The organism is Pseudomonas sp. Fl4BN1 (assembly GCF_009908285.1).
In the GTDB taxonomy this organism is placed as follows: Bacteria; Pseudomonadota; Gammaproteobacteria; order Pseudomonadales; family Pseudomonadaceae; genus Aquipseudomonas.
This window is the reverse complement of record NZ_JAAARM010000107.1, coordinates 1-434: the sequence shown is the minus strand read 5'-3', so window position 1 is coordinate 434 and position 434 is coordinate 1. Positions and strand designations below refer to the sequence as shown.

Below are 434 nucleotides of genomic sequence, written 5' to 3'. Positions count from 1 at the left end.
GAGTTAGTACTTGCTCAATATCCTCTGTACTCAGGGATTTCAACAGATAGACACGGGCACGGGAAAGCAGTGCCGAATTAAGCTCAAACGACGGGTTTTCAGTGGTTGCGCCAATAAAAGTGATGGTGCCGTCTTCAATATGTGGCAGAAATGCATCCTGCTGGCTTTTGTTGAAACGGTGAACTTCGTCAACAAAAAGAATAGTGCGGCGACCTGCATTGCGGTTTTGCCGAGCGCGTTCGATCGCCTCGCGAATCTCTTTCACGCCAGAGGTGACGGCAGAAATACGTTCCACATCAGCGTTCGCATAGCGGGCAATCACTTCAGCGAGGGTTGTTTTGCCGGTACCCGGCGGCCCCCAGAGGATCATAGAATGCAGATGCCCGGCTTCGATAGCGCGCGGCAACGGCTTCCCCGCAGCCAGCAAATGTTGC

The 434-nt window shown here is 53.2% G+C and carries 1 pseudogene; it reads right to left on the bottom strand.

Annotation, left to right across the window (positions count from 1 at the left end):
• Positions 1–434: pseudogene (gene rarA, locus GV818_RS33790) on the bottom strand (replication-associated recombination protein RarA); the annotation flags it as partial.